Source organism: Streptomyces sp. AC555_RSS877, from assembly GCF_019049245.1.
In the GTDB taxonomy this organism is placed as follows: Bacteria; Actinomycetota; Actinomycetes; order Streptomycetales; family Streptomycetaceae; genus Streptomyces.
Genome location: NZ_JAGMUK010000084.1, coordinates 1 through 5702, shown reverse-complemented (window position 1 = coordinate 5702; position 5702 = coordinate 1). Strand labels below are relative to the sequence as shown.

The 5702-nt window shown below is 67.0% G+C and carries 5 protein-coding genes and 1 pseudogene; 5 read left to right on the top strand and 1 reads right to left on the bottom strand.

Annotation, left to right across the window (positions count from 1 at the left end; all coding sequences use genetic code 11):
* Positions 1-255: 255 nt before the first annotated feature.
* From KUM49_RS34200 to KUM49_RS34180, 5 genes and pseudogenes are all read left to right on the top strand, one after another.
* Positions 256-810 carry a helix-turn-helix domain-containing protein gene (locus KUM49_RS34200; RefSeq protein WP_217240859.1) on the top strand — a complete coding sequence of 185 codons (555 nt, stop codon included), beginning with the start codon at positions 256-258 and terminating at the stop codon, positions 808-810.
* A gap of 137 nt (positions 811-947) precedes the next feature.
* Complete coding sequence (locus tag KUM49_RS48910; protein ID WP_254402230.1) at positions 948-2309, top strand: hypothetical protein; 1362 nt, start codon at positions 948-950, stop codon at positions 2307-2309.
* Between the two features lie 382 nt (positions 2310-2691).
* The gene (locus KUM49_RS34190) at positions 2692-3045 is read left to right on the top strand and encodes a PadR family transcriptional regulator (protein ID WP_254402229.1); all 354 of its coding nucleotides are present in this window, start codon (positions 2692-2694) and stop codon (positions 3043-3045) included.
* Positions 3042-3728: a restriction endonuclease gene (locus tag KUM49_RS34185; RefSeq protein ID WP_217240858.1), complete on the top strand. Its 687-nt coding sequence runs from the start codon at positions 3042-3044 to the stop codon at positions 3726-3728. The genes KUM49_RS34190 and KUM49_RS34185 overlap by 4 nt, the downstream gene beginning before the upstream one ends.
* A gap of 785 nt (positions 3729-4513) precedes the next feature.
* Positions 4514-4963: pseudogene (locus KUM49_RS34180) on the top strand (XRE family transcriptional regulator); the annotation flags it as partial.
* Positions 4964-5484: 521 nt separating this feature from the next.
* Here KUM49_RS34180 and KUM49_RS34175 read toward each other — a convergent pair.
* Positions 5485-5702, bottom strand: a 218-nt coding sequence (locus tag KUM49_RS34175; RefSeq protein WP_374200231.1) for a tetratricopeptide repeat protein, incomplete at its 5' end; no start/stop codon positions are given.

Here is a 5702-nt window from a genome sequence, read left to right as displayed (position 1 = left end):
CCGTGCGCAGTTCGGGAGCGTTAGCTACGGCTTCCCCGCCGTGGACCAGCAGCATGGCCAAAGCCTAGGTGCAACCTTCCCCACTCCAACCGGAGGGGGGCGACGGGGCGCTGCCAAGCCAAGATCCGCCGGACAGACCCTAACAGTCCTGATTGCCGCTGTGCGGCGCGTTCCGCCCGACGCCGGGGGGAAACCCTAGCCCAGCTGCGATCGCCACACAGCGGCCCACGCAGCGGATCATGAAGGGAAGCCCCGATGGGCATCGTGGGAGACGGCCTGGAGCGGGCCGTGCAGCAGGCGTTCACCCGCCCCATCCCCAAGTCGGCCGGCGCGCAGATGCGCTACCTGGTCAAGCAGCTCAAAGGCACCCGCGCCGTGGCCGACGCCCTCGGCATCTCGCAGCGCACCGTGGAGCGGTACGTCAAAGACCAGATCCGCCGGCCCCGCGCCGACCTCGCGCAGCGCCTGGAGGACGCCGTCCGCGCGCGCTGGCAGCCCCGCATCCGGGCCGAAGCCAGGAAGCAGGCAGCCACCAGCACCGGACTGGTCGTCGACACCCGCGCCCGCTTCGGCTTCACCGCGGCTCCCGGCACCACCGACGACGCCCGCATCCGGCACCTGACCATCGCCCTGCCCCCGCAGTACGCAGCCCGCCTCTTCGACGCCCAGGACGCCGGCGCGAGCGAGCGGCAACTGCGCGACATCGCCGCCGAAGGCCTGGGAGAGATGTACTTCCGCGACGGCGGCCGCCGCGCCCACGGCCTGGACGTGGAGTTCACCGACGTCGAGCACGTCGAGTTCGACTTGTAGCTGCAGCAACCCGCCTGCAGTGGCGGGGGCGGTTCTGGCCGGTCTTCGCCCTGCTCTTGGCTCGCTTCCTGTCTCGTTGTCAGTGCCGCGCCTTACCGTCTTTTTGACGGCGTTTCAACGAGGAAGGGCGGTTGTGGGTGGCAAATATCGTCTGGCACACGAAGTTGCGGATCTACCTGGATCTGACGAAGGACGACCTCGGCCATCCGGAGCATCCGGACCTGTGGGAGATGGTCTACCGCATGGACCGGATGTACGCAGATCGCAACGTTCCGGTGGCCGAGCGGGATCTGCAATGCGGGGGCGTGTGCCAGAAAGCCGGGGTCGAAGCCTGGATGCATCTGCGGCTGCGGGCCAACGGCAGGCGCGAAGCGGTCCACGAACGGCGCGAGGACGAAGAGCGCCACGTCCTGCCCATGAGCGATGAGCACAAGGCCTACCAAGAGCGGATCCTCAAGGCCGCGGAGGAGGGCGGATTCCGCGGCGACAGCGAGGTACGCACCCGAGTGGGCCGCAGTTGGATCCAGACCGACACCCTCATCGAAGGAGCCGACGGACGACGCATCGGCTGGGAAGTGCAACTTTCCCCCGCCGGCACCAACGGCCCCCGTAGCGTCCGCGCCCGAGCAAGCAAAGCCGAGAAAAACGGCATCACGCCCGCTTGGCACACCGACCGCAGTGACTACGCCCAACGCCACGACACCCACTGGACCCGCAGCGACAGCCTCCCCGCCTACATAATCGCCAAGACGGGCGACCTCCGTGTCGTCTCCGGCTTTCGCGTTCTGGACTTCTGGCGCTGCGACGCCCGGGCCATCTACCCGTGCCCCAACGGCGTTCGTCGCTGCGGTAAGGCTCATGCCACACCGAAGCCCCGCGACGTCCTCTTCGACGAACTCGTCCGCCACACTGCAGCCGGCACCATCGTGCCGATCCAGTTCCGCACCGCCACCAAGCTCCACCGGTTCTGGGTCACCAGCCAAGACCGGCTCCGGCTCGATGACCTCCGCAGCGACGACACCGAGCTCCCACCCCTCCAGGAGCCCGACAGCCCGGCCAGCGCGAGCCGAAACCGGCCTACCTGCAAACCCGGCATGACCACAGCCACACCAGACCACCCGCCGCCGACCACTCTTGGCACCACAGCCCCCCACGGCCTGATCCCCGCCCAGCCGCCGGCACCAGCCATGGAGACGGAGACAGCCCCCGCCCCACTGCCGGCCTTACCTGACAAGACGAACACTCTGCCGTTCCCGAGCAGCCCAGAAGACGGGTCAGGGCTTCCCGACGAGCTGATCGCACTGCAGCAGGCAGCCGACAATGAACGCCGCAAGCTGGAACTCCTGGACAGCCACGAAGAACGCCGCCAGCAACGCCAGGCGTGGTTCGAGGCAGCGGCCGCTACGCAAACCGCAGTAACGAAGTACGCCAGCGCAAAACGCCTCAACCGGTTTGAAGTTGAGCGGCGGCTGCGACAAGCCGCGCGGGACCGGACGTAGCCGCTCAGACCCCGACCGTCGGCCTCGTCGCCGACCGCGACAAGCCGAGCGCCAGCTGGCCCTCCAACACCTGCAGCAACCAAAGCCCTGGGGCCCCGCCTGAGCCGCAGCCCGTTCCCTGCGAGCGCTGCGGCCAGCTCATCACCGGCGATCCCGGCACCTCGAACCACTGCGACCGCACCGACGCGCCCACCTTCGCCCTGTTCACCGAGTGCCACGTCGATGTGCTCGGCCGATCTCCGCCTCGCACGACACGACCACGACACCGGCCGCGCGCCGACCTGGCCGACCCCGGCAGCGCGGTCAACGAGCCGGAGACCACCGCGCCGAGGTCTCCCTAAGTGATTGACGACCCTAACTCTTCATATATAGAGTTAGGGTCATGAAAACTCCGTTCCGTATCACGTCTGCGACGTTGGACGTGATGGAAGCGTTCCTGGTGGCCGACGAAGACCTACACGGATTCGCGGTCGCCCGGGCTGCCGGCAAGCCGACCGGCAGCATCTATCCCATTCTCGCGAGAATGGAGGAAGCTGGCTGGCTGGAGAGCCGCTGGGAGTTGGAGCACCCGGATCCTGGTCGTCCTCGTCGACGGTTTTACAAGCTGACGCCCGATGGCATGGCCTCCGCGCGAGCTGTCGTGCTTGAGCGGCGCGGGCAGTTGCCGACGCCAGCAGTCGGGAAGCCGTCCCGTCCAGCTTTCGGCTTCACGTTCGGCTGGGAGGCAGCTCGATGATCCTTCAGACGCTTCTGGCTGTTTTCCTCGGTCTACTCGTCAACGAGATGTGTGATGTCTCCTCGCACCTTGCGCAGCGACTGCTGAGGTGGGCTGCGCGGCGAATCCCGGGCGAGGGAAACGCTGAGCGATACGAGGAAGAGTGGTTGGCGCTGCTGGAGGAGCGGCCGGGCAAGATCCTGAAGCTCGCCTTTGCATCGTGGATGGTGATCCGCTCCACCTTCACCATGCGGAGGATCTACCGCTGCCGCGAAGCCCGCGAGCAGGGCGCAGTCTCCCTGCCGGTCCGGCCCGTCGAATCCCTCAGCCCGTCTGAGTTCGCGGAGATGGCAGCGGCTCTCGTTCTCCGCGACGGGTTTGCGACGGCGAGAGTCGTCGACGGGCCGGGAGACATGGGGGTCGATGTGATCGCCACCACGCCGGACGGTCGGACCATCGGCTTTCAGTGCAAGAAGTACGGCGATCAGCGGCGGAGTGTTGACTCTTCGGCGCTTATGCAGCTTCATCCCCGACTTCACTCTGCGATCGACGAATTCGTCCTGATCACCAATGGGTCGTTTTCCGCCCTGGCGCGCAGATTTGCCCAGGCCCACAGGATCCACACCATCGACGGGGAGACGCTCCGGCGGTGGTGGAGCGGGACCGAATCCCTGGGCGAGATCCTGCGCAACCAAGGGAACTGACGCATCCCAAGTTCGGCCCGGGCAACACTGAATGGCCTCGGTCGACCGGCTAGGCGCACTGGCGGAATAAGCGTCACGGCTCACTGAGAGCCCCGGTCGATGCATACGAACAGCGGCCCGCCGGGCATGAAGGGCGAGCGCCCCGAGGGCCCAGCCGGGTAGGCGACGGGAGGACGCGGGCGGCGGACGGCGATGCTGGCTCGGAGCGCGACGACCGCTATGCCCTGCCCCTACCAAGAGGCAAAGAGCCCACCTACGTGAACGGACGAGTTCCGGAGCGGAGCGAACTTCTGAGCGCATAACCGCAAACATCCCTCTCCGGGCTGCCTCCATTCCCTGCACAGCGTCTGCCCAGCGCACCTCGGGACGGGGATGCACGATCGGCGCAAGGTGGTCGACGAACGCATCCTCCAGCGTGGAGAGGGCACGCGCCATGCGCTCCACCGCTTGATCCACGGCTTCCGGGCCGAGAAGTAGCACCTGCTCCTGCACTGCCCGGACAGGCCGCATCGCCTGCGCCGCCACCTCCCGGGCATGCTCGAGGTTGCTCTCATCGACGTCGGAGACGTCTACCCCGTGTGCCTCCATTTGCGATCTCTCGGTTTCGTGTCGGTGGTGGTGAGAGTCGGTGGCGTCGCTCTGGGGTGGGGTGTTACGGGGCTGGTCAGCGGTTGATTGTGGGTGGGTGGGCCGCTGTCATGAGGTAAAAGATTGATGGGCGGGACCACTGGCGTGGGGCTTTATCTCACGGCAGCTGATGCTGTCTCAGCTACGAGAGTTCTTAGCTCAAAGGCGCCGCGGTGGCCGATGCCCTTGGCGTCTCGCAACGTACGGTGGAGCGGTACGTGAAGGACCAGATCCGCCGGCCCCGCGCCGACCTCGCACAGCGCCTTCAGGACGCCGTCCGCGCGCGCTGGCAGCCCCGCATACGGGCCGAAGCCAGAAAGCGGGCCGCCACCAGCACGGGCCTGGTCGTCGACACCCGCGCCCGCTTTGGTTTCACCGCGGCCCCCGGCACCACCGATGAGGCCCGCATCCGGCACCTGACCATCGCCCTGCCCCCGCAGTACGCGGCCCGTCTCTTCGACGCCCACGAAGCCGGCGCGAACGAGCAGCAACTCCAGAACATCGCCGCCGAAGGCCTGGGAGGGATGTACTTCCGCGACGGCGGCCGCCGCGCCCAGGGCCTGGAGGTGGAGTTCACGGACGTCGAGCACGTCGAGATCGACCTGTAGGCGGTGCGGCGCGCTGCCCCATGTGCTGAGACGTGACGTCGTAGCAGTCTTGGGCGCGCTGCCCGGGATCGTCGCCGCACTGCTCCGCAGAAAGCCGTGACGCGACGGTGAAAACCCCGGCGCCCCCCTATTCACCTCTTCTAGTGGTGCGACGGACAACCGCCCGCATTTACAGGCAAATGTGTCGTTCCCCTTACATCAGCGTCGGTCACGGAGCTCGGCGCTTCCGGTTGATCTTCCATCCCTTGCGCCCGGCTGTGGTTCCGTGCGCTCAAAATCAGGAGGTCCGCATGGACCCCGTTCTGTACGTGTCACTCGTACTCGGTCTGGCGATGGTGTGCACCACCATCGTCTGTGTCGTGGCGCTCTTCCGTGCTCACCGGGCCGACGTTGTAGCCCTTGTCCGAGAGCTGCCACAGCTCGTTGCGGCTCTTCTGCACCGTAGGCGTCGACCCTGATTTCCCAGTATCTGTGACAGGGCTGCCGACCTGGCTACGGTGTCTGAAACGTTGACCGTGTCCTCAATTTGCCGCGCCAGAAGGCGCCCAATCTCCCGTGGAGAGGGTGTCCGGGTGGTCGGCGCCCAGCACGCGGGTCTGGTCCTTGAGGAGTTCGGCGAAGGCGGTGGCGGCGCCAGCCACGTCTCCCGCCTCGCCGCGGAAGCGAGCAGCCCAATACCGCGTGTCGAGGGTGTTCGGGTGGTCGGCGCCCAGCACGCGGGTCTGGTCCTTGAGGAGTT

Bases quoted from the DNA above. Each gene is read 5' to 3' on its own strand.
- KUM49_RS34185 (WP_217240858.1), top strand. From the start codon at position 3,042: ATGATCCTTCAGACGCTTCTGGCTGTTTTCCTCGGTCTACTCGTCAAC.
- KUM49_RS34190 (WP_254402229.1), top strand. From the start codon at position 2,692: ATGAAAACTCCGTTCCGTATCACGTCTGCGACGTTGGACGTGATGGAA.
- KUM49_RS34200 (WP_217240859.1), top strand. From the start codon at position 256: ATGGGCATCGTGGGAGACGGCCTGGAGCGGGCCGTGCAGCAGGCGTTC.